Source organism: Burkholderia sp. JP2-270 (genome assembly GCF_003233675.1).
Lineage (GTDB): Bacteria > Pseudomonadota > Gammaproteobacteria > Burkholderiales > Burkholderiaceae > Burkholderia > Burkholderia pyrrocinia_C.
On the sequence record NZ_CP029824.1, the window covers coordinates 3,664,147 to 3,690,185 of the forward strand.

General features: G+C 68.6%; 20 protein-coding genes. 11 read left to right on the plus strand and 9 right to left on the minus strand.

The features are described 5' to 3' along the window. Positions 1-25: 25 nt before the first annotated feature. Complete coding sequence (locus tag DM992_RS17390; RefSeq protein WP_111017718.1) at positions 26-814, plus strand: sulfite exporter TauE/SafE family protein; 789 nt, start codon at positions 26-28, stop codon at positions 812-814. A gap of 148 nt (positions 815-962) precedes the next feature. Here the strand turns inward: DM992_RS17390 and DM992_RS17395 are convergent, their stop codons facing one another. The 3 genes from DM992_RS17395 to DM992_RS17410 all read right to left on the minus strand — a co-directional run bounded on the left by DM992_RS17395 (position 963) and on the right by DM992_RS17410 (position 6,013). Beyond that, positions 963-2,801: a peptidase S1 gene (locus DM992_RS17395; RefSeq protein ID WP_034182862.1), complete on the minus strand. Its 1,839-nt coding sequence runs from the start codon at positions 2,799-2,801 to the stop codon at positions 963-965. A gap of 617 nt (positions 2,802-3,418) precedes the next feature. Continuing rightward, positions 3,419-5,509: a D-(-)-3-hydroxybutyrate oligomer hydrolase gene (locus tag DM992_RS17405; RefSeq protein ID WP_111017964.1), complete on the minus strand. Its 2,091-nt coding sequence runs from the start codon at positions 5,507-5,509 to the stop codon at positions 3,419-3,421. Positions 5,510-5,647: 138 nt separating this feature from the next. Next, the gene (locus DM992_RS17410) at positions 5,648-6,013 is read right to left on the minus strand and encodes a BON domain-containing protein (RefSeq protein WP_111017719.1); all 366 of its coding nucleotides are present in this window, start codon (positions 6,011-6,013) and stop codon (positions 5,648-5,650) included. 430 nt (positions 6,014-6,443) lie between these two features. On the opposite strand from DM992_RS17410, the gene DM992_RS17415 reads away from it, so the two are divergent. The 3 genes from DM992_RS17415 (at position 6,444) to DM992_RS17425 (ending at position 9,629) form a co-directional block, all read left to right on the plus strand. After that, positions 6,444-7,886, plus strand: coding sequence for a TAXI family TRAP transporter solute-binding subunit (locus tag DM992_RS17415; RefSeq protein WP_111017720.1), 1,443 nt, complete (start codon positions 6,444-6,446; stop codon positions 7,884-7,886). Positions 7,887-7,970: 84 nt separating this feature from the next. Beyond that, on the plus strand, positions 7,971-8,609 hold the full coding sequence (locus tag DM992_RS17420; RefSeq protein ID WP_034182858.1) for a DsbA family protein: 639 nt from the start codon (positions 7,971-7,973) through the stop codon (positions 8,607-8,609). A 72-nt stretch (positions 8,610-8,681) separates the two neighbouring features. Then, positions 8,682-9,629, plus strand: a complete 948-nt coding sequence (locus DM992_RS17425) for a LysR family transcriptional regulator (protein WP_111017721.1) — start codon at positions 8,682-8,684, stop codon at positions 9,627-9,629. 16 nt (positions 9,630-9,645) lie between these two features. Here DM992_RS17425 and DM992_RS17430 read toward each other — a convergent pair whose 3' ends face one another. From DM992_RS17430 to xdhA, 4 genes are all read right to left on the minus strand, one after another. Beyond that, complete coding sequence (locus tag DM992_RS17430; protein ID WP_111017722.1) at positions 9,646-10,047, minus strand: nuclear transport factor 2 family protein; 402 nt, start codon at positions 10,045-10,047, stop codon at positions 9,646-9,648. 88 nt (positions 10,048-10,135) lie between these two features. Continuing rightward, complete coding sequence (xdhC, locus tag DM992_RS17435; protein WP_111017723.1) at positions 10,136-10,753, minus strand: xanthine dehydrogenase accessory protein XdhC; 618 nt, start codon at positions 10,751-10,753, stop codon at positions 10,136-10,138. A gap of 1 nt (position 10,754) precedes the next feature. After that, entirely contained in the window at positions 10,755-13,118 is a 2,364-nt protein-coding gene (gene xdhB / locus DM992_RS17440; protein ID WP_111017724.1) for a xanthine dehydrogenase molybdopterin binding subunit, read from the minus strand. Between the two features lie 18 nt (positions 13,119-13,136). After that, positions 13,137-14,681, minus strand: a complete 1,545-nt coding sequence (gene xdhA, locus DM992_RS17445; RefSeq protein WP_111017725.1) for a xanthine dehydrogenase small subunit — start codon at positions 14,679-14,681, stop codon at positions 13,137-13,139. Positions 14,682-15,030: 349 nt separating this feature from the next. Here xdhA and DM992_RS17450 point away from each other — a divergent pair, with 349 nt between their 5' ends. After that, on the plus strand, positions 15,031-16,245 hold the full coding sequence (locus DM992_RS17450; protein ID WP_111017726.1) for an MFS transporter: 1,215 nt from the start codon (positions 15,031-15,033) through the stop codon (positions 16,243-16,245). A 120-nt stretch (positions 16,246-16,365) separates the two neighbouring features. Here DM992_RS17450 and DM992_RS17455 read toward each other — a convergent pair whose 3' ends face one another. Beyond that, complete coding sequence (locus tag DM992_RS17455; protein WP_111017727.1) at positions 16,366-17,256, minus strand: EamA family transporter; 891 nt, start codon at positions 17,254-17,256, stop codon at positions 16,366-16,368. A gap of 136 nt (positions 17,257-17,392) precedes the next feature. Between DM992_RS17455 and DM992_RS17460 the strand changes: the two genes are divergently transcribed. Continuing rightward, on the plus strand, positions 17,393-18,328 hold the full coding sequence (locus DM992_RS17460) for an AraC family transcriptional regulator (protein WP_111017728.1): 936 nt from the start codon (positions 17,393-17,395) through the stop codon (positions 18,326-18,328). Between the two features lie 57 nt (positions 18,329-18,385). Here the strand turns inward: DM992_RS17460 and DM992_RS17465 are convergent, their stop codons facing one another. Beyond that, complete coding sequence (locus DM992_RS17465; protein ID WP_111017729.1) at positions 18,386-19,597, minus strand: alanine--glyoxylate aminotransferase family protein; 1,212 nt, start codon at positions 19,595-19,597, stop codon at positions 18,386-18,388. A 743-nt stretch (positions 19,598-20,340) separates the two neighbouring features. Between DM992_RS17465 and DM992_RS17470 the strand changes: the two genes are divergently transcribed. The 5 genes from DM992_RS17470 (at position 20,341) to DM992_RS17490 (ending at position 25,971) form a co-directional block, all read left to right on the plus strand. Continuing rightward, entirely contained in the window at positions 20,341-21,324 is a 984-nt protein-coding gene (locus DM992_RS17470; RefSeq protein WP_111017730.1) for a LysR family transcriptional regulator, read from the plus strand. Between the two features lie 30 nt (positions 21,325-21,354). Further along, positions 21,355-22,353 carry a 2-hydroxyacid dehydrogenase gene (locus DM992_RS17475; RefSeq protein ID WP_111017731.1) on the plus strand — a complete coding sequence of 333 codons (999 nt, stop codon included), beginning with the start codon at positions 21,355-21,357 and terminating at the stop codon, positions 22,351-22,353. Between the two features lie 172 nt (positions 22,354-22,525). Beyond that, positions 22,526-23,308 carry a 5,6-dimethylbenzimidazole synthase gene (gene bluB, locus DM992_RS17480; protein ID WP_111017732.1) on the plus strand — a complete coding sequence of 261 codons (783 nt, stop codon included), beginning with the start codon at positions 22,526-22,528 and terminating at the stop codon, positions 23,306-23,308. A gap of 240 nt (positions 23,309-23,548) precedes the next feature. After that, positions 23,549-24,718, plus strand: a complete 1,170-nt coding sequence (locus tag DM992_RS17485) for an MFS transporter (protein WP_111017733.1) — start codon at positions 23,549-23,551, stop codon at positions 24,716-24,718. Between the two features lie 92 nt (positions 24,719-24,810). Beyond that, a complete protein-coding gene (locus tag DM992_RS17490) occupies positions 24,811-25,971 on the plus strand; it encodes an MFS transporter (RefSeq protein ID WP_111017734.1) in 1,161 nt (386 codons plus the stop codon). Positions 25,972-26,039 lie beyond the last annotated feature (68 nt).

Sequence of the window (26,039 nt, forward strand, 5' to 3'; positions counted from 1 at the left end):
AACGCCGCATAACCGCCTGCTTCCGATGTCGCTTCCCCATATCGATCTGCTGTACTCCCTGTCCGGTCTGTTCGTCGGCATCCTCGTCGGCCTGACGGGCGTCGGCGGCGGTTCGCTGATGACGCCGATCCTCGTGCTGCTGTTCGGCGTCCACCCCGCGACGGCGGTCGGCACCGACCTGCTGTACGCGGCCGCGACCAAGGCCACCGGCACGCTCGTCCACGGCCTGAAGGGTTCGATCGACTGGCGCATCACCGGCCGGCTCGCGGCGGGCAGCGTCCCGGCCGCGGCGCTCACGCTGTGGTGGCTGCACACGCACGGGATGAACACGCCGGGCACCGCGCGGATGATCCAGCTCGTGCTCGGCATCGCGCTGCTGCTCACGTCGCTCGCGCTGATCTTCCGGCCGCAGCTCACCGCGTTCGCCGCGCGCAACCCGCTCGCGCCGAGCCCCGCGCGCACGCTATGGTCGACCGTGCTGACAGGCGCCGTGCTCGGCATACTCGTGTCGATGACGTCGGTCGGCGCCGGTGCGATCGGCGTGACCGTGCTCCTGCTGCTGTATCCGGCACTCGCGACGACCCGCATCGTCGGCTCCGACATCGCGCACGCGGTGCCGCTCACGCTCGTCGCGGGCATGGGCCACTGGCTGCTCGGCTCGGTCGACTGGTCGATGCTGCTGTCGCTGCTGCTCGGCTCGCTGCCCGGCATCGTGCTCGGCAGCCTGCTGTCGGCGCGCGCGCCCGAGCGGCTGCTGCGCAACCTGCTCGCCGCGACGCTCGTCGCGGTCGGCGTGCGGCTCGTGCTCGCGTAAGCGGGCCGGCCGCGCTTTCCTCCTCCATTACGTCCTGTCCCGCCAGCGCACGACACGCCGGCCCATCGCCCGCCGCAAAAAACAGCCCGACCGGCCGCGCCGATCGGGCTGTCGTCCATCCGGGGCGGCACAAAGCCGCCCGCGGCGCTTACTGCCCCTGCTGCTTCAGTTGCTGCTGCTTGAGCTGCTGCGTGCGCGCCTGCAGCTTCAGCACGCGCTGCAGTGCGGTGCGGTTCGCGAGGATGCCGTCGTAGAAGTTGGCGAGATCGCCCTTCAGCGCGGTCCGCGACGCGTCGTTCAGGTAGATCATGTGGCCCGACGGGTAGTTCTTGATCGTCAGGTTCTGCGCCTTGAGCGTCGGATCGAGCGGCATCTGCGCGAGCGTCAGCTCCGTCTGGTGGAACGGCGTGACCGCATCGAAATAACCGTTCGCCGACAGCACCTTCAGGTCCGGGTTCACGCTCATCGTCGATGCGAGGTCGCCGGCCGTGTACAGCGTATTGCCACCGCCCCGGTTCGCGCCGGTCGGGTCCGTGTGGCTGAAGTCCCAGTTGTTGAAGACCTGGTCGTTCAGGTCCACGAACGACGACGTCGACGTGTACTTGAGGTCGGTGTTGATGTAGCTGTTCCACAGCACCGTGTACGCGCCGCCGACGTTCGTGATCGACGGATCGTTGCTGCCCGAGTTCGGCAGGATGTACGGCGCGATGCCCTTGCCCGTGAAGTTCGCGCGACCGTCGTACTGGCCGATCTGCGTGCCCGGCACGAGCGTCAGGAAGAACGTGTACGGCGGGTTGTCGTTCGACGACGGCACGTTGCCGAGCGCGGCCGGGTTGCCGAAGGTCTGGATCAGCGACGTCGGATCCGTGCCGATGTACGAACCCATCTGCTGCGCGGTCTGCAGGTTCAGGTTCAGCCGCACGTTCACGAAGCCGCCGTCCTGCGGGTTCGGCTTCTGCGCGAGCGGCGCGAGCGTGTTGTCCGCGTAGTTGCGGGCCTGGACCATGTACGCGTCGAGATCGGTCGGCGTCGGGTTGACCGTCGTCTTCTTCCAGTAGAACGCATCGGCCGCGAGCGTCGGGAACGTACCCGGCGCGGACAGTGCGTTCGCGTAGTCGAGGATCGACGACTGCAGCGTGATCCCGTTCAGGTCGATGCCGTCCTCGTGCAGCACCCACGACACGACCGCGCTGCGCGCGGTGCCGTACGACTCCCCGTACAGGAACTTCGGCGAATTCCAGCGCGAGTACTTGGTCAGGTAGCGCTGGATGAAGCGGTCGATCGAGCGCGCGTCCTGGTCGGTGCCCCAGAAGTCCTTGTTCTTCGCCGGGGCGATCGCAGCCGAATAACCGGTGCCGACCGGGTTGATGAATACGAGGTCGGTACGGTCGAGCAGGCTGTCCGGGTTGTCGAGCAGCTTGTACGGCGCGGGCGGCGTGAAGTTCGGGAACGACGACTGCAAGCGCTTCGGCCCGTACGAACCGAGCAGCAGGTAGACCGACGACGAGCCGGGGCCGCCGTTGTAGAAGAACGTGACCGGGCGCGGCTTCGACGGATCGGGATTGTCCTGCGTGTACGCGACGTAGAACATCTTCGCGTTCGGCGCCGACGTGATCGGATCGATCGTCGTCAGGTGGCCCGTGGTGGCCGTGTACTTGACGGTCTTGCCGCCGATCGTGACCTGGCGGTGCACGACCGCGGCGCCTTCCGTCGAATCCGTGACCGCGTCGTTCGGCCCGGTGCCGTACACGTCGTTGTCGACGTACGGCTGGTCGGCCGCGGCGGCGGCCGTTGCGTCGGTGCTGGCCGACGTGCTGCCGCCGGAGGTCGTCGCCGCCGCGGTTGCAGCCGAAGCGGACGGGCTCGGCCCGTCGTCGCCACCGCATCCCGTGACGAGCAGCGCCGCGGCCGCGGCTGCGGCGAGCGGCACGCTCAGTGTCGTTCCAAATAGCGCGAAACCGTCTTTCAAGGACTTCCGTGTCGTCATTATTGCCTCTCGAACAGAACGATAAATACCGCCGGCCGCAAAGGATCGTTTGCGCCGGCGCTCCGCACCGGGAATGCATTCGTTATGCGACGCACTCCGAGTTTTTTACCGGATCGGCGAATGCCGATCGGCACGATTTACCCCACCCATATTTTTCTGCGACAGCACAATGAAATCAATTCCATTACGAACAACAATTCGATAATCCGCAGCAATACGAATTCATTCCGCGCATTGGCATGCGCACAAAATCGACGGCAAAATCACACCCAGCAAAGCCCGACCCAACAAGGCCGCTTCGCTTCGAGCAGACGAACAATCCCCCGCCGGCGAAATGCCGATTAATCGCAGAACGGCGACCAATCGCAATTCAAGCCGATTTAATAAAATCGAAAGGATCAATTAACCAAATGGAAAGAAATATCTCGTATCTGTAATTTATTAAATTAAGTGAAAATACCGGCGCATAATAGGTTCCCGATTTACCGCCGTAAAGTAATAATTTGTTACGGCACTCGCCATTCGGATAAAAGGCGGTACGGGACCGATTCCAGGCGATCAAATGAAAAAAAGCCGGACGGCTGTCCGGCTTCGTGATGGCGGCGCGGCGGGCGCCGTCAGAGCGGCACGTCGATCGCGCCGGCGCCGGTCGTGATCGCGTTCGCGCCCGGCGCAGCCGAGATCGGCGGCAGGTTCGCGCTCGTCAGCGCGGGCGCGGCGCCCGGCGTGCCGCCGCGCGGCACCGTGCGGATCACCTGCGACGGCGGCAGCGGCGCGCCGTTCTTCAGGTGCCGCCACATCAGGTTCAGCGCCTGCAGGTTGTAGTAGTGGATCGGCACGAAGCGCGTGTCGAAGCCCGCGACGGGCAGGAACGCGTCGAAGTGCTGGCCGTTCGTCACTTCGTAGAACACGAGCCGGCTGCGCCCGCGTTCGCTGATGCCGTTTTGCGCGACGTACGCGCGCGACGCGTGGTTCACCGGCACGAGCGCGTCGCTGCGGCCGTGCACGATGATCGCCGGCTTGCCCTGCAGGTTCGCGTTCACGCGCACCGCGTCGACGTTCGCGGGCATCCCGAGCATCCCGTTCGTCCAGAGCTGGCGCAGGCACAGCGCGCCCGCGAAGCTCGCATCGGGCGTTGCGAGCCGGTGGTCGACGCCCGCGCCCGTATTGAACACGAGGTTGATGCCGGCCGTCGGCGGCACGCCGTTGCCGACGCCGAACACGGCCGTCATCGGCGACGCGGCCGGCGAAGCGACCGCACCCGTCGCCGCGTTCGTCGTCGCGAAGCTGAAATTGCACAGGTTGTCGGTGACGCGCGAGCGCGTGTACGCGTTTGCATAGGTGACAGCGATCGCCGGAATCGCCTGCGAATCCCACATCGGCGCCTGCAGCAGGTCGGAATCGGCCAGATAGCCGGCCGCGTGGAGCTGCGCGAGCGCGTCGGCGGCCTGGCTCTGCGGGTCGGCGCCCGACACGAGCCCGGCCGCTGCGAGCGTCGCGCAGCGCTGCGTGCGGATCGACTGCGTGGTCGCGGCCGGCAGCGCGCTCAGGTACGGCGCGCCGGCGAGCGATGCCGACGCGGCCGCGCACGGCTGCAGCAGGTTCGCGAGCGTCGCGTAATCGGCCAGCGGCCGGCCGAACGACGGCACGGGCTGGCCGCCCGTGCGCACGATTGCGTTCGGCGCCATCCGTACATTGATCTGCGGTTCGCCGACCACGACCGCGGTAATCCAGCCGCGGTTGTCCTGCTCGGCCGCCGCGAGCGACGCGCCGCCGCCGTTGCTGACCGACGCGGCGATCGTCGTGATGTCGCCCGCACGATAGCGCACGCCGTGATGCGAGCCGTCGATCAGCGGTCCGAACTGCTCGTTGAGCACCCAGTACGCGAACTCGACCGATTGCAGCGTCACGCGCCCCCAGTCCTGTTCGGGATTCTGCTGCGAATGCGCGTGCTTGAATGCATAGCGGTTCGGGAAGCGGCTGTTGAACGCTGCGAGATCGCCGCTCGTCACGTTCGCGGTGAACAGGCTCGCAGTGCCGGCGAGCACCGCGTTGGCGAGCGTGCCGTCGATCAGCGTGACCGTATCGGTGCCGAGCTCGTGCGCGCCGTTGCCGCCGCCCTTGTCGTTGTATGCGACCGCGCAGCCGCGCTTGAGCGCCCATTCGCCGGCCGCGGAGATCGCGCCGTACACGCCGCGCGAGCCCGACGACGTCGCGGTGACGATGCACGGTTGCGCCGGGTCGAAGCTGGCGGGCACCTGCACGAGCAGCGTCACGTTCTTGCTGCCGCTGCCGTCGTCGGAATACGCGAGATACTCGGTGCCGGGGATCTTGCCTTCGCCGAGCGTGTCGTTGCCGTCGAGGTCGACGTTCGGCCCCCAGAAGCGGCCGTAGCCGCCGTTCGCGCTCATGTCGACGAGCGCGCGGTAGTTCGACCAGATCGCGAGACGGCGCAGCTCGGCGCTCGTCGGCCGGGACGGATTCGCAAAGCCGGGCGCGGTCGCCGCCGCGAGCCCCGTCTTGCCGAGGCCGGCCGTCAACAAATCGTCGCTTGCGCCGTCGTAGGCGGTCGTGCGCACGCTGCCGGACACGAAGCCGGGCAGCCGGTTGCGCTCGGCCGATTCGTCGCCGTTGCAGGCGCCGAGCATCGCGACAGCGGCCAGCGCCGCACCGAAAACCATCCACCTGCCCCACCCGAGCCTCGCCATCGCCGCCCTCTCGATATCGTTATCGGTCCGCCGCCGCGTCGCACGCGGCTTGCGGACTTTGAAGCGCAAACGGGCCCCGGCATGCCGGAGCCCGCCCGAAAGCGGGCATGCGCGGCGCTCGCGCGCCGCCGCCCTGCATCACTGCTGCTGGACCGTCAGCTTGTTCGTGACCGACGTCACGCCCTTCACGCCCTTGGCTGCAGCTTCGGCCTTGTCGATCTGATCCTGGGCCGGCATCGTGCCCTCCAGCGAGATCGCGCCGCCCTTCGAACGCACGACGAGGTTCGACACATCCACGCCGGCTTCCTTCGAAATCGCCTTGCGCACCGCGTAGCCGAGCTTGCGGTTCGCCTTCTTCGCGGTTTTCGCGGCGGCCTTCGGCGCGCTCGTCGCGGCCGCCGGCGCTTCGGTTGCCGCCGCATCGCTCGACTGCGCATACACGCTGCCCGACAGACAGGCCGCCACGGCGGCGACGCCCAACGCTCTCAACACGATCGACTTCATGCTATCTCCTTGTAACTCCGGAACGGCCGTGCACAGTACGGCCGGATACCCCCAAAGACAGCCGGCCCGCGCGCGAACGGGCGGGACAGCCGGTGATTTCCACGGCGATACGAGAGAGGCGAGACGGGCCGACAGCCGGCGCGCGCGATAGCGGGCCGGCCGGGCCGGACAGCCACCGGCCGGACGCGCCCGGTCTAATTGCGTGCCGGGTCGCGCGCGAATCGGGCGCGGCTGCGTCGCACAATGTAATCCAGCGCCCGCGGAAGCGCAAAGCTTTTGACGAAGCGCCGCCCGCCGCTGTCGTCGCGGAGCCGCGCCGCGGCGCCCGACTCGCGCATGCGCGGCGAAACCGGGTACCATCGCCGCGAGAATCCGCATCGTCCATGACGGCCGTCATCGATGCGTCACGCCAGCGTCATTCGCCGATCCCATGAAGCCTGTCCTCCCTCGCCCGCCTCGTCGCATCCTCGCCCGCTTCGTCGCGGTGTCGTGGCGCGACCTCGCGCTGTCGATCGGCCCGACGGTGCTGCTCGCGGGCGCGGCCGTCTGGCTCGCGGTCAGGCTGATCCAGCCGGCGCCGCCGTCCACGCTCGTGATCTCGGCCGGGCCGCCCGGCAGCACGTACTGGAACGCCGCGCAGAAATACAAGGCCATCCTCGCGAAGAACGGCGTCACGCTCGACGTCGAATCGTCCGAAGGATCCGCGCAGAACCTCGCGCGGCTGTCGAACCCGAACGCGCCGGTCGACGTCGGCTTCGTGCAGAGCGGCATCGGCCCGAAGGAGCGCGACGAACAACTCGTATCGCTCGGCAGCATCGGCTACGTGCCGCTCGCGATCATGTACCGCGGCCCGATCGTCGCGCGCCTGTCCGACTTCAAGGGCAAGCGGCTCGCGCTCGGCGCGGAAGGCAGCGGCGCACGCGAGCTGAGCCTCGCGCTGCTGAAGATGAACGGCATCGTGCCCGGCGGCCCGACCGAGCTGCTGCCGACCGCCGGCGAGGACGCCGCGACCGCGCTGCTCGACGGCAAGATCGACGCCGCGTTCCTGTCCGGCGACTCGACGCAGATCCCCGTGATGGCAAAACTGTTCCGCGCGCCCGGCGTGCACGTGTATTCGTTCACGCAGGCCGAAGCGTACGCGCGGCGCTTTCCGTACCTGACCGCGATCACGCTGCCGATGGGTGTCTACGATCTCGGCCGGAACCTGCCGCCCGCCGACATCCACACCGTCGCGCCGACGATCGAGCTGGTCGCGCGCGACTCGCTGCACCCCGCGCTGTCCGACCTGCTGATCGAGGCCGCACGCGAGGTGCACGGCCACGCGACGATCCTGCAGCACGCGGGCGAATTCCCGTCGTCCGTCACGCGCGGCTTCCCGCTGTCCGACGATGCCGCGCGCTACTACAAGTCGGGCAAGACCTTCCTGTACCGGAGATTGCCGTTCTGGGTCGCGAGCCTCGTCGACCGGCTGCTCGTCGTGATCGTGCCGCTGATCGTCGTGCTGATCCCCGGGCTGCGGCTCGTGCCGTCGCTGTACGGCTGGCGCGTGCGCTCGCGTATCTATCGCTGGTACGGCGCGCTGATCGCGCTCGAGCGCCGCGCGCTCGGCGAGCACACGGCCGAGGAACGCGTCCGGTTGCTCGACGAGCTCGACGACATCGAGGAAGCGGTGAACCGGATGAAGATGCCGCTCGCCTATGCGGGGCAGTTCTACGTGCTGCGCGAGCACATCGGCTTCGTGCGCGAACGGCTCACCGCGCACGACCAGGACACGCCGGCAGGGTCACCCGGCGCCGGCGGCCAGCCGCATGCACGCACCGATGCCGCGCCTCCGGCCGGCGAGCCCCCCCGGGCGACTCCCGGTTCCGCGTAGGCGGACGATCCGCGATCATTGCTGCATGCGCGCCCGCCCGCGTACCATGGAGGCCGCCGTATGCCCCACCCTCTGGAGATCGTCATGACAACCGGCCTCGACACCGCCCAGCCCGCCTGGTTCTTCGACTTCGTGTCGCCGTTCTCCTATCTGCTGCTCGAACAGCATGACAAATGGCCGGACGTGCCGTTCGAACCGGTCGCCGTGTCGCTCATGGACCTGCAGCGCCACTGGGGGCAACGCCCGAGCGCCGACGTGCCGGCCAAGCGCGTATTCACGTACCGTCACGCGCTGTTTCGCGCGGAACAGCTCGGCATCCGCTTCAAGATGCCGCCCGCGCACCCGTTCGATTCCGACAAGGTGTTGCGCCTCGCGATCGCGCTGCGCGCCGATATCGTAACGGTGCTGGAGATGTACCGCTTCATCTGGCGCGAAGGCAACGATCCGTCGACGCCGGAAGGTTTCGCGGCGCTGTGCGAACGCGTCGGCGTCGGCCACGGCGACGAGCTGATCGAATTCGAGGAGACGAGTGCGCAACTGGCCCGCAACAATGCCGACGCGATCGCGCTCGGCGTGTTCGGCGTGCCGACGTTCTGGATGAACAAGCAATTGTTCTGGGGTGAAGACGCGCTGCCGATGGTGCTGTACTGCGCGCGCACGCCGAACTGGCTCGAATCGAGCGAGGTCAAGCGGATCAGCACGCTGCCGAAGGGTCGGGCGTGATGGCCGGTATCACGCACGGCAACGCGCGGCTGCGGTGGTAAGGTTAGGCTTCGCCCGAATCACCCCGCACCGATGGAAGACGACGACCGTACCGCCTCGCTCGATATCTGGCTCGTGCGCGTATTGCGCACGCTGCTGCTCGAGCGCAGCGTCACGCAGGCCGCGCTGCGGCTGAACCAGACCCAGCCCGCGATCAGCACCGCGCTGCGCAAGCTGCGCGAGACGCTGAACGACCCGATCCTCGTGCGCGGCAAATCCGGGATGGTGCCGACCGAATACGGCGCGTCGCTGCTCGAAGCCGCGCAGCGCGCGTTGCGCGAGGTCGACTTCATCGCGACGCCGCACGGCGACTTCGACCCGTCGTCCGCGCGGCGCACGTTCCGCGTCGCCGCGCCCGACTATCTGAACGATTTCTTCATGCCGACGCTGATCGAGCGCTTTCGCGACGCGGCGCCGCATGCGCACCTGGAAATCGATTCGCTGAATCCCGCGCTCGACCACGCGGGCGCGCTCGAATCGGGCGCGCTCGATCTCGTGATCGGCAACTGGCCGAAGCCCGACCCGCAGTTCGCGCGCCAGGACCTGTTCTCCGACACGATCGTGTGCCTGATGCGCGAAGCACACCCGCTCGCGCACGTGCCGCTCACGCGCGAAGCGTATGCGTCGGCCGCGCATGTCGCGCCCACGCCGTACACCGGCGACAAGCGCAACGCGATCGAGATCGGCCTCGCACGCGCGCACCTCGCGCGGCGCATCGTGACGACGCTGCCTTACTTCGGGATCGTGCCGCAGGTGTTGCTGCAGTCGGACCTGATCTTCACGACGACGCGCCGCTTCGCGACGCACTACGCGCAGTTGCTGCCGCTCGTCGTCGTCATGCCGCCCGTGCCGTTCCCGCGCATCAAGAGCTACCTGCTCACGCATCCGCAGCCCGACCGCCCGACCGACATCGCATGGCTGTGCGCGCTGATGCAGAGCGTGTCCGACGAGCTGACGGTCGCCCGCACTCGCAAGCGCTGATGCAAGGCGCGGCCGCTCAGGCCGTGCAGAAGGTTTCCTGCAGATGGGTCCAGCGCACGACGCCTGCCGCGTCGCGTTCGAACACGGCGGTCGCGCGCCGCGCGGGCAGCTCGCCCGATGCCGCGTGCTGCGCTTCGAGATAGGTGATCACCGCATGCGATGCGTCGGCCGCGAGCACGCGGATTTCCGACAACGTGATGCGCAGTCCCGGCTTCGCGCCGGCGAGCTTCGCGAACAGCGCGCGCGTGCCGTCGCGGTCGACTACGCGGCCGTCGGTCAGGATCATCGTGAAACCGGTGGAGAACGGCGCGAGCAGCGCGTCGAGCGCCGCTGGCGCGGTGTCGACGCCGGACAGCCAGCGCTCGATGGCGACGAGGCTCGCATCGAGCGCGTCGAGATAGATCGGGTGATCGGACATGGCGCCTGCACGGAAAGGCGCGGCCCGGTGCCGCGCGTTGCCGTGCAGTGTATGCAAAAACGCGCGAGCGTGCGCCGGCCGCGCGACGTTACCGCGCGCAGTACATGTCGTCGCGCGCGCGCCCCGCCGCGGCCGCTTTCGCGTCGGCCACCGGCATGCCCGAGCGCGCCTGCAGCAGTTCCGCGCACACGGCCACCGCGATCGCGCCCGGCGCCTTGTCGACGATGCCCGCGACGCCGATCGGGCACACCATCTCCACGAGCCGCGCCGGATCGACGCCGCGCGCGGCGAGCCGGCGCTCGAACTTCACGCGCTTGGTGCGCGAGCCGATCATCCCGAAGTACGCGTAGTCGCGCCGCCGCATGATCTGCGCGGCGAGCGCGAAGTCGAGCGCGTGGTTGTGCGTCATCACGAGGAAGTACGCGCCGGGCGGCGCCGCATCGACGACGGCCTCCGGCGTATCGGTCGGCTCCGGCTGCACGTTCGGCGGACATTCGTCCGGGAACAGCTCGTCGCGCGTGTCGACCCACTGCACGACGCACGGCAGCGCGCCGAGCAGCGTGACGAGCGCGTGACCGACGTGCCCGGCGCCGAACAGCACGATGTGCATCGGCGCCGGCGCGCCGGTCGCGCGGTTGCGCCCTCCGGTGCCCGATGCGAACGTCGGGGGCGACGCGGTGCGAAGCGAACGTGCGGGTCCGTTCATGTCAGCCTGCCTGCACTGCCCGGGCCGCACGCACCGCATTCACCGCGCGCAGGATCGACTCGCCGGTGGCCGGCGCGTCGAGCGGCGGGTTCACCTTGTAATCGCCGACCGCCGCGACCGCGTCGCGCACCGCGAAGAACACCGAGAACGGCAGCAGCAGCGGCGGCTCGCCGACGGCCTTCGACCGGTGGATGCTGTCCTCGACGTTGCGGTTCTCGAACAACCGCACGTTGAACTCGGGCGGCGTGTCGTTGACGGTCGGGATCTTGTACGTGGACGGCGCATGCGTCATCAGCTTGCCGCCCTTGTTCCACCACAGCTCCTCGGTCGTCAGCCAGCCCATCCCCTGGATGAACGCGCCTTCGACCTGGCCGATATCGAGCGCCGGGTTCAGCGACGCACCCACGTCGTGCAGTGCATCGACGCGCAGCGTGCGCATCTCGCCCGTGAGCGTGTCGATCACGACTTCCGATACGGCCGCGCCGTACGAGTAGTAGTAGAACGGCCGGCCCTGCAGCTTCGACTGATCCCAGTACAGCTTCGGCGTCGCATAGAAACCGTCGGACCACAACTGCACACGTGCAAGGTAGGCCTTCGCGATCACTTCGCCGAACGGCACGCCCTGGCCGCCGACCCACACGATATCGTTGCCGAACTTCACGTCGGCCGCATCGGCGTTGCCGTCGCCGTACTGCTTCGCCGCGAACACCGCGAGCCGCTCGCGCAACTGGCGCGCCGCATCCTGCGCGGCCTTGCCGTTCAGGTCCGAGCCGGTCGACGCGGCCGTCGCGGACGTGTTCGCGACCTTGCTCGTATCGGTCGCCGTCACGCGAATCCGGCCGAAGCGGATGCCGAGTTCGTGCGCGACGACCTGCGCGACCTTCGTGTTGAGCCCCTGCCCCATCTCCGTGCCGCCGTGGTTCACGAGCACCGAGCCGTCGGTGTAGATGTGCACCAGCGCGCCGGCCTGATTGAAGTGCGTGACGTTGAACGCGATCCCGAACTTCACCGGCGTGAGCGCGATGCCCTTCTTCAGCACCGCGTTGCGTGCATTGAATTCGCGCACGCCCGCGCGCCGCGCGCGATAGTCGCTCGTCGCCTCGAGTTCGCCGAGCAGCTCCTGCAGCACGTTGTCCTCGACCGTCTGCCCGTACGGCGTCACGTTGCGTTCGGTCTTGCCGTACAGGTTCGCGTAGCGGACGTCGAGCGGATCGCGGTCGAGCGCGCGCGCGACGTCGTCGAGGATGTACTCGATCGCGAACGCGCCCTGCGGGCCGCCGAAGCCTCGGAACGCGGTGTTCGACTGCGTGTTGGTCCTGCCGCAGTAGCCGGCGATGTCGACGTCGCCCAGCCAGTATGCGTTGTCGAAGTGGCACACCGCGCGCGTCATCACCGGGCCCGACAGGTCGGCCGAGAAACCGCAGCGCGACGTCATCTCGAGCGCCACGCCGTCAAGGCGGCCGTCGTCGTCGTAACCGACGTCGAAGCGGTAGTGGAAATCGTGCCGCTTGCCGGTGATCATCATGTCGTCGTCGCGGTCCGGGCGCAGCTTCACCGGGCACAGCAGCTTCCACGCGGCGAGCGCCGCGCAGCACGCGAACAGGCCCGACTGCGATTCCTTGCCGCCGAATCCGCCCCCCATCCGGCGGCATTCGACCAGCACGTTGTGCGACGCGACGCCGAGCACGTGCGCGACGAGGTGCTGCATCTCGCTCGGGTGCTGCGTCGAGCAGTACACGTGCATCCCGTCGTCGTCCTTCGGCACCGCGTACGCGATCTGCCCTTCCAGGTAGAACTGCTCCTGGCCGCCGAGCAGCATTTCGCCCGACTCGCGGTGCGGCGCGGCGGCGAGCCGCGCGGCCGCGTCGCCGCGCGCGAGCTTCAGCGGCGGGATCACGTAGGTTTCGGCCTTACGCGCTTCCTGCGCGGTCAGGATCGCGGGCAGCTCCTCGTAGTCGACCTGCACGCGGCGCGCGGCGAGCCGCGCGGTTTCATGCGACGTCGCGACGACGATGAACATCGGCTGGCCGACGAACTGCACGATGCCCTTGGCGAGCACCGGGTCGTCGTGGATGATCGGGCCGCAATCGTTGACGCCCGGGATATCGTCGGCCGTGAACACCGCGACCACGCCCGGCGTCGCGCGCACCGCGTCGAAGTTCATCGACACGATCCTCGCGTGCGGTTTCGCCGACAATCCGAGCGCCGCGTGCAGCGTGCCCGCGACGACCGGAATGTCGTCGGTATAGGTGGCACGCCCGCTGACGTGCAGGTGCGCGGATTCGTGCGCGCGCGATACGTGCACCTGCGCGGCGTCGGCTTGCGGGTCGAGGGTGCTCAGGAACGGTTCTGCTTGCTGGTTCATCTTCGGTGTTCTCCGTCTTCAGACGCGCGCCGCGTCGGCGCCGGCTTCGGCAGCCACTTCACGCACATTCAGGGCTTGCGGCGGCAGCGGGTCGTGCGGGCGCGTCTCCAGCCAGAAGCGATACATCAGGTTCTTCGCGGTATCGAGGCGATACGTGCTCGTCGCGCGCATGTCCGACAGCGGCTGGTAGTCGCGCTCGAGCGCCTGCATCGCGGCCTGCGCGGTGGCTTCGTGCCACAGCGCGCCGTCGAGCACGGCTTCGGTTTGCGCCGCGCGCTTCGGCGTCGCGGCCATCCCGCCGAACGCGATGCGCGGCTCGCGGATCGTGTCGCCGTCCGCGATGAACGCGAACGCCGCGCAGACGGCCGAGATGTCGGAGTCGAACCGCTTCGACAGCTTGTAGGTGCGGAACTGCAGCTTCGCGCGCGCGCCGGTGCGGGTCGGCACCTTCACGCCGACGACGAATTCGTGCGGCGCCATATCCTTCTGCTGGTAGCCCGTGTAGAGCGCCTCGAGCGGCAGTTCGCGCACCGTGTCGCCGCCGCGCAGCACGACGCGCGCGCCGAGCGCGATCAGGCCGGGCATCGTATCGCCGATCGGCGAGCCGTTCGCGACGTTGCCGCCGAGCGTGCCCGCGTTGCGGATCGGCAGCGACGCGAAGCGCTTCCACATTTCGGTCAGCTCCGGATAGGTGCCGGCCAGTGCCGCATACGCGTTCTCGACCGTCACGCCCGCGCCGATCTCGATCCAGTCGCCGCGCTCCGCGACACGCTGCAGTTCGGCGATCTGGCCGACGTAGATCAGGTCGTCGAGCCGGCGCATCTGCTTCGTGACCCACAGGCCGATGTCGGTGCTGCCCGCGAGGATCCGCGCGTCGGGCCGTTCGACCTTCAGCGCGGCCAGCGCGTCGAGCGTGCGCGGCGCCGCGAAGCGCGCGCCGTAGGGTGTCGCATAGTCGAACGTATCGTCGCGCCTGAGCGACGCGAGCGTACGGGCGAGCGCGGCCGTGTCGACCGGTGCCGACGGCGCCGGAGCGTCATACATCTGCACGGCCGCATCGACGATCGGGCGATAGCCGGTGCAGCGGCACAGGTTGCCCGTCAGCGCGTCGGCGATCTCGGTGCGCGTCGGCACGTCCTTCGCCTTCGCGCACGCGCTGCCGCAGCCTTCGTGGCCGTGCTTCTCGTACAGCGCCCACATCGACATCACGAAGCCGGGCGTGCAGAACCCGCATTGCGAACCGTGGCAGTCGACCATCGCCTGCTGCACCGGATGCAGCGCGCCGTCCGGCTGGCGCAGGTCCTCGACCGTCAGCAGCGCCTTGCCGTCGAGCGTCGGCAGGAACTGGATGCACGCGTTGACGGCCTTGAACTCGACCGCGCCGGCGTCGGTCAGCTCGCCGACAACGACCGTGCACGCGCCGCAGTCGCCTTCCGCGCAGCCTTCCTTGGTGCCGGTGCAATGCGCGTCCTCGCGCAGGTACTGCAGCACGGTGCGGGTAACGTCCGCGCCGCTGACTTCGCGGATTGCGTGACGATGGTAGAAGCGGATCGGCTCACTCATGTCTCGATGGTTCTTCAATTGGGGGGCTAGGCGGCCTGCGCGAAGCGCTCGACCGACGTCTTTCTGACAGTTTGCACGCTATCACCATCAAATTTCGCAACCCATAGCCCATCACGCATGAGGCCCATATAACTGCCGCGATATGAGCGCCGGGGCCGCCCGGCGCCCTTTCCGCACGGTACCCCGCCGGCCTCCCCGGCGTGCCGGCACCGTTCCGTTGCGCGCGAAAACGGGTCGCGATTAACTAAACGGTACCTGCGTGAAAACCGGTTCCATGGGAAAATCCCGATTCCGTTTTGCGCCGTCTTCCGTTTCGTCACGCTCCGTTTCGCTCATTCGTTCCGACCCCATGTCTACCGACTCCGCCACACCAGCACGCAGCGGGTTTGCGGTCACGCTGCAAATCGTGTCCGTCGTCTGCTTCACGTTCATCTGCTACCTGACCATCGGCCTGCCGCTCGCGGTGCTGCCGGGCTTCGTCCATGACGACCTCGGCTTTTCCGCGATCGTCGCGGGCGGTGCGATCAGCGTCCAGTACTTCGCGACGCTCGCGTCGCGGCCGCTCGCCGGGCGCTTCGCCGATACGCTCGGCCCGAAGCAGACGGTGCTGCGCGGGCTGGTCGGCTGCGGCGTGTCGGGCGTGCTGCTGCTGGTCGCGCTGCTGCTCGCGCACTGGCCGGTCGCGAGCCTCGTGCTGCTGGTCGCGAGCAGGCTCGTGCTCGGCGTCGGCGAGAGCCTGTGCGGCACCGGCGCGATCCTGTGGGGCATCGGCCGGGTCGGCGTCGCACACAACGCGAAGGTGATCTCGTGGAACGGCATCGCGACCTACGGCGCGCTCGCGCTCGGCGCGCCGGTCGGCGTCGCGATCGCGCATACGCTGAATCCGGCGCTGATCGGCGTGATCGTGATCGCGCTCGCCGCGATCGGCTTCTACCTCGCGCGCCTGATCGATTCGGTGCCGCTCGTGCACGGCGAACGGATGTCGTATGCGAGCGTGTTCACGCGCGTGCTGCCGCACGGCCTCGGCCTCGCGCTCGGCTCGGCCGGCTTCGGCTCGATCGCCACCTTCGTCACGCTGTACTACGCGGCGCGCCACTGGCCGAACGCCGCGCTGTCGCTGACCGTGTTCGGCACGCTGTTCATCGGCGCGCGCCTGCTGTTCGCGAACACGATCAAGACTCATGGCGGCTTCCGCGTCGCGATCGTGTCGTTCGCGTTCGAATGCTCGGGCCTCGTACTGCTGTGGCTCGCGCCGGTGCCGCACGTCGCGCTCGTCGGCGCGGCGTTGACGGGCTTCGGCTTCGCGCTGATCTTCCCGGCGCTCGGTGTCGAGGCCGTCGCGCTCGTGCCGCCCGCGAGCCGCGGCGCGGCGCTGTCCGCGTACTCGGTGTTCCTCGACCTGTCGCTCGGCATCACGGGTCCGCTCGCCGGTTATGTCGCGGGTGCGTTCGGCTATCCGCAGGTGTTCCTGTTCGCGGCGGTGGCCGCCGCCGCGGGCGTCGCGCTGTCGATGGTGCTGTACCAGCGGCAGGCGCGCGTGGCGGGGAGCGGCGCGGCCGCCTGATCGCGCTGCTCGCCGCACGGCGGCCGGTCGCGGAAGTCGCAGCGCCGCCGCGTCAAAAAGAAAACGCCTGCATCGCGCAGGCGTTTTTTTATGTGGAGACCATTGCGACGGCCGGCGCGCTCAGGCCGTCCGGAGAAACAGCCGGCGCGTCAGGTCGAACGCGACGAGATTGCCGGCCACCACGAGCAGCAGCCCGATCACCGCGAGCGGCGACCACTGGTAGCCCTCGAACACCGTCGACACAGCCAGCGCGACGATCGGGAACAGCACCGTGCAGTACGCGGCGCGCTCCGGCCCGATCCGGCCGACGAGGGTCAGGTACGCGGTGAAGCCGATCACCGAGCCCGGCACGGCGAGGTAGACGAGCGCGCCGAGATAGCGCGGGCTCATGTCGGGCGTGAACGGCATCCCGGCCACCACGCTGCCGACGGTCAGGATCGCCGCGCCGATCAGCATCGCCCAGCCATTGGTCGCGAGCGGATGCAGCCCCATCGACTGCATCCGGCTCGACAGCAGGTTGCCGGCCGAGAAGCACATCGTGCCCGCGAACGCGATCGCAAGCCCGATCCAGGTCGCGTGATCGTCGAGATGGCCGGCCATCTGCTGCCAGAACAGGCACGCGATGCCGATCAGGCCGAGCAGCGCACCGGCAATCGCCGACGGCCGCAGCGGGCGGCCCATGAACAGCCGGCCGTTGATCGAGTTCAGCAGCGGCGCGGTCGAGAAGATCACCGCGACGAGCCCGCTCGGCACGACCTGCTCCGCGTAGTAGAAGCACAGGAAATTCAGGCAGAACAGCGCGAAGCCCTGCGCGACAAGGTAGCGCCAGGCTTCGCGCGGCGGCCGGACCGGCCGGCGCATCACGCGCAGCAGCGCGAACAGTACGGCGGCCGCGAGCCAGAAGCGCCATGCGATCGACACGGGCGGCGGCACGGAGCCGAGTTGCCACTTGATCGCGATCCAGGTGGTGCCCCAGATCAGCACGGTGACGAAATAAAGCGACAGGTTCATGGCGGCGAAGGTCCGGAAATCGGATGAAACGGGATCCCGACTATGCCGCCGCGCGGCGCGCACCGATTGTCCGGAATTGCGGTCTTTTTCCGGCCGCCGCACCCGGCGCCGCACGCCCGCTTATACTCGTCGCATCATGAGCGTCTCCCTCTCCGCCCCGCCCGTCGACCGCGCCGCCCCCCTGGCCGGCGGCGATTTGCCGTTCGGCCTGCAGTCGGTCTGCCGCACGCTCGCCGACGCGAACGCGACGCTCGAGCGCTTCGCGTGGCTCGGCGACCATCTCGCGATCGCCGAATGGACGCGGATCACCGACGAAAGCGAGACGATCTACGAGCAGCCCGGCCACCACACGCTGTCGTGCTACCTCGACGGCGGCTACCGGACCGAGCGCGAACGCGTGCCGCGCTACGGCGCGCCGAGCCTGCTGTGCGCGCTGCCGGGCGACCACGAATCGCGCTGGTGGGTGCGCGGCGAGATGCACTTCATCCACCTGTATTTCCTGCCCGAGCACTTCACGCAGCGCGCGATCCGCGAACTCGACCGCGAGCCGCGCGAGCTGAAGCTCGCCGACCGCACCTATTTCGAGGATGCGCGCGTCGCCGCGCTGCTGCGCTCGCTCGCGCTGGACGGCTGGGACGATGCCGACGAGCGGCTGCGCGTGAACGAGACCGCGCACGAGGTGCTGAGCCTGCTGCTGCGCGGGCAGAGCACGACGCGCACCGACGCGTCGTTCCGCGGCGGGCTTGCGCCGGCCGTGCGCCGCCGCGTGCGCGACTACATCGACACGTACCTGACGCAGCCGCTGACGCTCGGCGAACTGGCCGATGTCGCCGCGCTGTCCGAATATCACTTCTCGCGGATGTTCCGGCTATCGTTCGGCCGCGCGCCGCACGCGTGGGTCGCCGAGCAGCGGCTCGCGCGGGCACGCGAACTGCTGCGCACGACGTCGCTGCCGCTCGCGCAGGTCGCGGCCGACTGCGGTTACGCGAACGCCGGCCACTTCAGCCATCGCTTTCGCGACGCGCACGGCACGACGCCGACTACGTACCGGCGCGCGATGCAGGGCCGCTGAGCGCGATCGACCGATCGCGGCCTGCCGGCCCCCGACGCCGATCGGCCCCCTGCGGTGTTACGCGCCGCGTCGCGACAGTTCCTGTTCGAGCGCCGCGACGCCGGCCGGCAGGTCGACCGCCACCTTCAGGTCGACCATCGTGCGGCCGAACGCATGCAGCGTGCGGAACAGGTTGTGTTCGCGGCACTGTTCGCCCATCTGCCCGATCCGCACGATCGGCAACCCGAACGAGCCCGAGATCTCGACCTGGTACTGCTTCGAGATATGGCCGCAGACCATCCCGGGCGTGAGCCCTTCCGGCGTCTCGATCCCGACCACCGAATTGAGCCGGCAGTCCTTCGGCGCATAGAGCTTGAGGCCCATCGACTCGACACCCGCCTGCAGCGCGAGCGAGCAGCGCAGGTGGCGCGCGAAGCGGCTTTCGAGCGTCTCCGCGCACACCAGTCGCAGCGCCTCGTGCAGCGCGAGCACGCCCGACACGGGCGCCGTGTAGTGATAGCCGGCGTTGTGCCAGAAGTTCTCCGCGAGCGCCATGTCGAGGCACCAGTGCGTATTCGGCTCGGGGCGATGCTTCATGCGCTCCCACGCGGCGTCGGAAAACGCGATCAGCGACACGCCGGGGATCGACGACAGCCCCTTCTGGCCGCCGGTGATCACCGCGTCGATGCCCCATGCGTCCATGTCGAGCGGCATCGTCGACAGCGTGCACACCGCGTCGACGACGACCAGCGCGCCGGCCGCCTTCGCGAGCGCCGCGATGTCGCGCAGGTCGCGGTTCCACACGGTGTTCGACGTCTCGCCCTGCACGATCGTGACGATCTCGGGCCGCTCGCGCGCGATCGCGTCCGCGATCTCGTCGAGGCTCGCGACCGCGCGGTCGGCCACTTCGAGCGTCGCGACGTCGGCGCCGACGCGTGTGGCCATCTCGGCCATCCGCGCGCTGAAGAAGCCGTTGCGGATCGACAGCACGCGCGTGCCGCGCCAGGCGAGGTTCGAGATCGCCATTTCCATCGCGGCCGAGCCGGGGCCCGCGACGCCGAGCACCCACTTCGTGCGGGTCTGGAACACGTAGCGCGCCATCTCCTTCACCTGCTCGATGATCTTCGCCATCGTCGCGCCGAGGTGGTTGATCACGATCGTGTTCGCCTTCGCGACGGCGGCCGGGATCGGAACCGGGCCGGCCCCCATCATCAGCAGCGGTTCTTCGGGCAGGATCGCGTCGAGCGGCACGACGACGGGACAGGGAATCGGCGAGTAATCGATGGACATGGCTGGCAATAGGTGAGGAAGGGAAATACACGGACGCCCGCCAAACCAACTGCATGGCGAACTGATCGATCATTCCGCGTTCCGCGGCCTCGCGCAAGAGGCACGCGCGGCCGGACAGCGCGACGGTGGCCCGGTCGCCGGACCGGGCCAGCCGGCCGCCCAGGCATCGCGCGCCGGCGTTCCGGATTGGAATGGCATTGCCGGCCGGTTGCGAAACGGTTCCATGCGCGCGATTTTCTCCGCCAATATCGCCGTGTTTCATCGATGCCGACGGTTCAGCGCGACTTGCGTATCGAACGGAATAGACCGGATGTTCGATAAAAATCGCCGCGCGGAATGCGATACGCAAAATCCGCGCACGGGTAAAAACATCCATTATTGCAGCATGTATTAGGGCGCGATTCCCCAATTTACCGGAGCAAATCTGACCGAATCACGAACAACCAATTGATTAACATACGAATTATTCGCCGCCACGATGCATATTCCAATACCCTGCCGCCTTTGAACGGCAGGCACGCGGGACAGCCCGACATTTAACCGGTACTCGCGATTTCGATTTTCCGCAACCCGCCCGTTTTCTCAGGTTGACGGATATCGCAACTGTATTTAACAATCGTCTGCGGAATCGAAAAACGATTTTTCGATACGAGGGAGAACTGGGTGCCGTGCGATGCGTTTCGAGGTTGCGCGGCGAAAAATCACAACCATAATCAATCAACCGGGCCAGAAATACACAAGCCATGAACCAGATTCAGACCATGCGTGTATTCGTCTGCGTCGCCGAGCAGCAGAGCTTCCGGCGCGCAGCGCACCATCTCGGCGTGTCCAATGCGCTCGTCACACGTTCGATCGCGATGCTCGAGGGTCACCTGAACACACGGCTGATCCACCGCACCACGCGCAACCTGTCGCTCACCGAGGCCGGCGTGCGCTACCTCGACGGTTGCCGCGCGCTGCTCGAGGAATTCGACCACCTCGAGTCGTCCGTCGCGCATGCCGTGCGCGAACCGGCCGGCACGCTGCGCGTCGTCGCGTCGGGCCTGCTGTCGCCGCTCGCGCTGACGCCGCTCGTCAGCAGCTTCCGGCACCGCTACCCCGAGCTGCGCGTGCAGCTGACCGTCGCCGACGGGCCGCTCGACGTGCTCGAATCGGGCTACGACGTCGGTATCGTCACGGGCAACCGGCTCGACGGCAACCCGACGCTGATCGGCCATGCGCTCGCGCCGAACCCGTTCGTCGCATGCGCGGCGCCGGCCTATCTCGACCGGCGCGGCGAGCCGCGCGCACCCGACGACCTGCCGGGCCACGACTGGGTCACGCTCGCGCCGCACCAGCATGCGCCCGCGTGGCAGCTGGTCGGCCACGACGGCGTCGCGCATTCGGTCACGGTGCGCCCGGCCTGCACGCTCAACCAGCTCGCGCTCGTGCAGGCGGCCGCCATTGCCGGCGCCGGCATCGCGGTGCTGCCCGAGCCGTGCGTCGCCGACGCGCTCAACAGCGGCACGCTCGTGCGGCTGCTGCCCGGCTACCGGATCGACGACCCGGACGCGCAGCTGTCGCTCGTCTATCCGAACCGCCAGTACGTGCCGGCCCGCACGCGCAGCTTCGTCGAGCACGCGCTCGACCACTTCAGCGAGCAGACGGCCCGCGAGCGGAAGGATTACGGCTTCCTGCGTCCGTCGCGCGGCCCCGACCGCTCCGACATCGTCACGGGCCTGCAGTAAACTGCGCGCGTCAGCCATCGGAGGTGCAGCGTGCGCGTGATCCTGTTCAGCAGCCGGCAGTACGACGACGATTCGTTTACCGCCGCCAACCGGCAGTTCGGCTATCGGCTGCACTTCCAGCCGTCGCACCTCGACGCGGAAACCGCGATCCTCGCGCACGGCTATGACGTCGTCTGCCCGTTCGTCAACGACACCGTCGACGCAGCCGTGCTCGAACGGCTGGCGGACGGCGGCACGCGTCTGATCGCGCTGCGCTCGGCGGGCTTCAACCACGTCGACCTGGCCGCCGCCGAGCGGCTCGGCATCGCGGTCGTGCGCGTGCCCGCGTATTCGCCGCACGCGGTCGCCGAGCACGCGGTCGCGCTGATCCTCGCGCTCAACCGCCGCCTGCCGCGTGCCGTCGCGCGCACCCGCGAAGGCGACTTCTCGCTGAACGGCCTGCTCGGCTTCGACCTGCACGGCAAGACCGTCGGCGTGATCGGCACCGGCATCATCGGCAGCGTGTTCGCGAAGATCATGATGGGATTCGGGATGCATGTGCTCGCGCACTCGGTGCCGCCGTACAACGACGAGCTGATCGCGTTCGGTGCGCGCTATGTCGAGCTCGACGCGTTGCTGCACCAGGCCGACATCGTCAGCCTGCACTGTCCGTTGCTGCCGTCGACGCACCATCTGATCAACGCGCAGACGCTCGCGCGGATGAAGCACGGCGCGATGCTGATCAACACCGGCCGCGGCGGCCTCGTCGATGCGCAGGCGCTGATCGACGCGCTCAAGAGCGGCCAGCTCGGCCATCTCGGGCTCGACGTGTACGAGGAGGAAAGCGGGCTCTTCTTCGAGGATCACTCCGACCTGCCGCTGCAGGACGACGTGCTCGCGCGCCTGCTGACGTTCCCGAACGTGATCGTCACGTCGCACCAGGCGTTCTTCACGCGCGAGGCGTTGGCGGAGATCGCGCACACGACGCTGCTGAACATCGAGGCCTGGCATGCGGGCACGCCCGCAAACGTCGTGAGCCAGAATCGCTGACGCGCGGCCGCGGCGCAAACGCAGCGCGCCGTTCGCTTGCCGGCCGATTTCGCGTCCGGGCGCCGCGTCCGCGCGCCATCAACAATCGCGGGTTTTGTTTCGACTGATGTAACGCGGCCCGCGCTCGGTCTGCTATCGTTGCGCCGACGTCATCCCCCTGCTTTTGCCGCTCATGCGTTTCGACGACTCCGACATCGCCGCCGTCTACCGCGCCATTTTCGAACGGCGCGACATGCGCCATTTCACGCCGGCGCCCGTCGATCCGGCTGTGCTCGCGTGCTTGCTGCGCGCGGCGCACCACGCGCCGAGCGTCGGCTTCATGCAGCCGTGGCGCTTCATCCGCATCACCGATCCCGCGCTGCGCACCGCGATCCACGCGCTGGTCGAGGCCGAGCGCCGCGCGACCGCCGATGCGCTCGGCGAGCGCCAGGACGAATTCATGCGGCTGAAGGTCGAAGGCGTGCGCGAATGCGGCGAGCTGCTGGTCGTCGCGCTCGCCGACGGCCGCGAGCGCCACGTGTTCGGCCGCCGCACGCTGCCGGAAATGGACCTCGCGTCCGCCGCGTGCGCGATCCAGAACATGTGGCTCGCGGCGCGCGCGGAAGGGCTCGGGATGGGCTGGGTGTCGCTGTTCGACGTCGATGCGCTGCGCACGCTGCTGCGGATGCCCGACGGCGCAAAGCCGATCGCCGTGCTGTGCGTCGGGCACGTCGACGCGTTCTATGCAAAGCCGATGCTCGAGCAGGAGCGCTGGGCCGCGCGGATGCCGATCGAAGCGTGCCTGTTCGAGAACGGCTGGGACGATCCGGCCGCGCTCGACGCCGCCGGATCGCCTGCGTCACCCGCAAACACGAACGCCGCAGCGGACCCGAACGCGCGACACGCATCGGACGCGATCGCCGAACCCGCGCAATCCGCCGCGCTCCCCGACGGTTCACCCGAACGGCTGGCCTGAAGCGCGGCCCAGCAGCCGCCATCGCTCCGACCCCGACGAATTCGCACGTCGCAAACCGCCGCCAAATCCCACATTGTGAGCTTCCCGCCGGCTGCGCCGTCGCACGCCGGCAACATCCGTTTTGGCCCCGAGCATAAGGGTTTTCACTGAAGTAGAATCGCGCTGTCGTTCGCCTTCCCGTCCGCCCGTCCCGCGCATCCCGCGCCCGCCCGAGCGGCGGCTTTCCCCGAGCCTACCGCGATGCCCTTGCCACTTTTCGCCCTCGCCGTCGCCGCATTTGGAATCGGTACCACCGAATTCGTGATCATGGGGCTGCTGCCCAACGTCGCGCGCGACCTCGGCGTGTCGATTCCGGCCGCCGGGATGCTCGTGTCGGGCTATGCGCTCGGCGTGACGATCGGCGCGCCGATCCTCGCGGTCGTCACCGCGAAGATGCCGCGCAAGCGCGCGCTGATGGGCCTGATCGGGCTGTTCATCGCCGGCAACCTGTTCTGCGCGATCGCGCCGGGCTATGCGGTGCTGATGGCCGCCCGCGTGGTCACCGCGTTCTGCCACGGCGCGTTCTTCGGGATCGGCTCGGTGGTCGCGAGCAACCTCGTCGCGCCGAACCGCCGCGCGCAGGCGATCGCGCTGATGTTCACGGGCCTCACGCTCGCGAACGTGCTCGGCGTGCCGCTCGGCACCGCGCTCGGCCAGGCATTCGGCTGGCGCGCGACGTTCTGGGCCGTCACCGGCATCGGCATCGCCGCGGCCGCCGCGCTCGCGGTCTTCCTGCCGAAGAACCTCGCGATGCCCGACACCAGCATCACGCGCGAATTCAGCGTGCTGAAGCACCCGCAGGTGCTGATGGTGCTCGGCATCAGCGTGCTCGCATCCGCGAGCCTGTTCAGCGTGTTCACGTACATCACGCCGATCCTCGAGGACGTGACCGGCTTCTCGCCGCGTCAGGTCACCTATGTGCTGCTGCTGTTCGGCCTCGGGCTGACGGTCGGCGGCACGCTCGGCGGCAAGCTCGCCGACTGGCGCCGGATGCCGTCGCTGATCGCGACGCTCGCGCTGATCGGCATCGTCCTCGCGCTGTTCGCGGGCACGATGCATCTGCCGTTCGCCGCGCTCGCGACGATCTTCGTATGGGGCATCCTCGCGTTCGCGATCGTGCCGCCGCTGCAGATCCTGATCGTCGATCGCGCGAGCGACGCGCCGAACCTCGCGTCGACGCTGAACCAGGGCGCGTTCAACCTCGGCAACGCGACGGGCGCGTGGCTCGGCGGAATGGCGATCGGCTCCGGGGTGTCGCTCGTGAACCTGCCGTGGGTCGGCGTCGCGATGGCCGTCGCGGCGCTGGCGCTCACGCTATGGTCGGCGTCGCTCGAACGCCGCCCGCTGGCCGCGCCGACCGAATACGTGTAACGCGCCGGCGCGCATTCGTTGCGCGCGCAACGCCATTCGATCCTGACGGCCTTCATGGACCTTTCAAGGTCCGCGGTGTAGCATCCCGGCCGATGAAAGCCATTCTCAATCGTGATTTCCTCGCGCTCATCCTGAGCGTCGCGGTCGTCGGCCTCGGGACCGGCGCCACGCTGCCGCTCACCGCGCTCGCACTGACCGAAGCCCGACACGGCACCAACGTCGTCGGCATGCTGACGGCCGCGCAGGCGCTCGGCGGCCTCGCGATCGTCCCGTTCGTCACCGCGCTCGCGCGGCACATCGGCTCGCGCCGCGCGATCGTCGTATCGGTCGTGCTGCTCGCGGCAGCCACCGCGCTGATGCAGTTCACGTCGAACCTGCTCCTGTGGGGCGTGCTGCGCGTGCTGTGCGGCGCCGCGCTGATGCTGCTGTTCACGATCGGCGAGGCGTGGGTCAACCAGCTCGCCGACGATTCGACGCGCGGCCGCGTCGTCGCGATCTACGCGACCAATTTCACGCTGTTCCAGATGGCAGGCCCCGTGCTCGTCAGCCAGATCGCCGGCGCAACGAGCATTCGCTTCGCGCTGTGCGGCGCGCTGTTCCTGCTCGCACTGCCGACGCTCGCGACGATCCGGCGCGCGCCGCTCGCGGGCGACGACGCGCAACACGAGGCACACGGTCGCTGGCTCGACGTGCTGCCGCGCATGCCCGCGCTGATCATCGGCACCGGGTTCTTCGCGCTGTTCGACACGCTCGCGCTGTCGCTGTTGCCGCTCTATGCGATGGATCACGGCGTCGCGAGCGCGACCGCCGTGTTGCTCGCGTCGATCATGCTGTTCGGCGATACCGCGATGCAATTCCCGATCGGCTGGCTCGCGGACAAGCTCGGCCGCGAACGCGTGCACCTCGGCGCGGGCTGGATCGTGCTGGCCGGCCTGCCGCTGCTGCCGCTCGTGATCGCGAACCCGTGGCTGTGCTGGCCGCTGCTGTTCGTGCTCGGCGCGGCGGCCGGCAGCATCTACACGCTGTCGCTCGTCGCGTGCGGCGAACGCTTCCGCGGTGCGGCGCTCGTCACCGCGAGCTCGCTCGTGTCGGCGTCGTGGAGCGCCGCGAGCTTCGGCGGCCCGCTCGTTGCGGGCGCACTGATGGAGCAACTGGGCAGCAACGCGCTGGTCGGCGTGCTGGGAGTCTGCGTCGCGGCATTCGTCGCGGCCGCGCTGTGGGAGCGCCGCGCCGCGTTGCAACGCGCGGTCTGACACGCACGCGCCGCCACACAATGACGACGGCCCGCATGATGCGGGCCGCCCGGTACTGCCGTGCTGCG

Coding starts and splice junctions, on each gene's coding strand:
- xdhC (WP_111017723.1), bottom strand. CDS start 10,753: ATGAACGGACCCGCACGTTCGCTTCGCACCGCGTCGCCCCCGACGTTC.
- bluB (WP_111017732.1), top strand. CDS start 22,526: ATGCGTTTCGACGACTCCGACATCGCCGCCGTCTACCGCGCCATTTTC.
- DM992_RS17490 (WP_111017734.1), top strand. CDS start 24,811: ATGAAAGCCATTCTCAATCGTGATTTCCTCGCGCTCATCCTGAGCGTC.
- DM992_RS17430 (WP_111017722.1), bottom strand. CDS start 10,047: ATGTCCGATCACCCGATCTATCTCGACGCGCTCGATGCGAGCCTCGTC.
- DM992_RS17455 (WP_111017727.1), bottom strand. CDS start 17,256: ATGAACCTGTCGCTTTATTTCGTCACCGTGCTGATCTGGGGCACCACC.
- DM992_RS17405 (WP_111017964.1), bottom strand. CDS start 5,509: ATGGCGAGGCTCGGGTGGGGCAGGTGGATGGTTTTCGGTGCGGCGCTG.
- DM992_RS17390 (WP_111017718.1), top strand. CDS start 26: ATGTCGCTTCCCCATATCGATCTGCTGTACTCCCTGTCCGGTCTGTTC.
- xdhA (WP_111017725.1), bottom strand. CDS start 14,681: ATGAGTGAGCCGATCCGCTTCTACCATCGTCACGCAATCCGCGAAGTC.
- xdhB (WP_111017724.1), bottom strand. CDS start 13,118: ATGAACCAGCAAGCAGAACCGTTCCTGAGCACCCTCGACCCGCAAGCC.
- DM992_RS17485 (WP_111017733.1), top strand. CDS start 23,549: ATGCCCTTGCCACTTTTCGCCCTCGCCGTCGCCGCATTTGGAATCGGT.
- DM992_RS17410 (WP_111017719.1), bottom strand. CDS start 6,013: ATGAAGTCGATCGTGTTGAGAGCGTTGGGCGTCGCCGCCGTGGCGGCC.
- DM992_RS17425 (WP_111017721.1), top strand. CDS start 8,682: ATGGAAGACGACGACCGTACCGCCTCGCTCGATATCTGGCTCGTGCGC.
- DM992_RS17460 (WP_111017728.1), top strand. CDS start 17,393: ATGAGCGTCTCCCTCTCCGCCCCGCCCGTCGACCGCGCCGCCCCCCTG.
- DM992_RS17470 (WP_111017730.1), top strand. CDS start 20,341: ATGAACCAGATTCAGACCATGCGTGTATTCGTCTGCGTCGCCGAGCAG.
- DM992_RS17465 (WP_111017729.1), bottom strand. CDS start 19,597: ATGTCCATCGATTACTCGCCGATTCCCTGTCCCGTCGTCGTGCCGCTC.
- DM992_RS17420 (WP_034182858.1), top strand. CDS start 7,971: ATGACAACCGGCCTCGACACCGCCCAGCCCGCCTGGTTCTTCGACTTC.
- DM992_RS17450 (WP_111017726.1), top strand. CDS start 15,031: ATGTCTACCGACTCCGCCACACCAGCACGCAGCGGGTTTGCGGTCACG.
- DM992_RS17395 (WP_034182862.1), bottom strand. CDS start 2,801: ATGACGACACGGAAGTCCTTGAAAGACGGTTTCGCGCTATTTGGAACG.
- DM992_RS17415 (WP_111017720.1), top strand. CDS start 6,444: ATGAAGCCTGTCCTCCCTCGCCCGCCTCGTCGCATCCTCGCCCGCTTC.